A 1,015-nucleotide genomic window follows, 5' to 3' on the forward strand; every position below is an offset into this window, starting at 1 on the left:
TTTTCAACTTTTTATCACCTTGAAATATAGATATATGCCAAACGCGTTATTCGCATTTATACATTACCTAAGTATTTCCATCACAATATCTTGGCTTTGAGAAAACCTTTCTGCCCCTCTGAATTGTTTAGATAGTCTTGAACCTTCTATATTGGCTTTTGTTTTCATGAAAAAAAGCAAATGTTGTAAAGAGCTTTATTGCTAAAATCTTACTGTAGGCATATTGGAGCGGGTAGGTTCTATAATTTTTCCATACAATTTACGTTTTTGTATTTCGATAAGAGTATCTTCGTTATCGCTTAAATTTCTGACCATTTGTAGCTTTATATATTCATTTTGGAGCATGGCTGACATGGTCTTGATGCGTGTTTGCAGTTCGAAAACTTCTTTCAGATCTTTTGTTTTATCTATATTATTTAAGAAATCGACAATTTGTGTAAAGCGGTTCTCTGCGTCTTGGAAAGTTTGCAAACTTACAGCTTTATCGACAATTCCACTATATTTAAGACGCGTATTAATTATTGTGCGCATCTCATGAAGCGGCAATGACCAGAAGTCGAACCTTCTCTCTTCATGAAAAACAGAATTGATAAGCTTTGCAAATTGCCCAGCATTTACGCTATTGTAGTGGTAGGTCGGTTTTGGGTAGATAGAAGGCGAATCTTGTATGAAAAAACTCTTGTTCTCTCCTATTGTTGGTTTTTCTATTCTATTTCCTGTTATAGACTGATGGATTTTTTTCGCTTTTTCGATCTGGTTTTCGTTTGTTTTAATTTGTTCTTTTAACAACTCAATAACTGTCAGATATTCTGCTTTTGAAACAGGAAGAGGACTTTGAACAGTTGAATCTTGAGTTCCAGAACTCCAACTAAAGTTAGACGTTAGAGTTAAATTTATTATTCCCAAAAAGGTAATCATTCCTGTTATAATAAATCGCTTTTTCATCTGTCTCCTCGCTTGATTTCGGCAGGGATTGTTTTATTAATAGGCACACGGTTTCTATCATTGGGCTGTT

General features: G+C 34.3%; 1 protein-coding gene. It reads right to left on the reverse strand.

Going from position 1 to position 1,015, the window contains the following annotated elements; translation table 11 throughout:
* Positions 1-201: 201 nt before the first annotated feature.
* Entirely contained in the window at positions 202-945 is a 744-nt protein-coding gene (locus ACFIKE_RS11330) for a type IV secretion system protein (RefSeq protein WP_375650043.1), read from the reverse strand.
* Positions 946-1,015 lie beyond the last annotated feature (70 nt).

Origin of the sequence: Bartonella sp. MU70NMGDW, assembly GCF_042194085.1 — a bacterium.
GTDB lineage: Bacteria > Pseudomonadota > Alphaproteobacteria > Rhizobiales > Rhizobiaceae > Bartonella > Bartonella grahamii.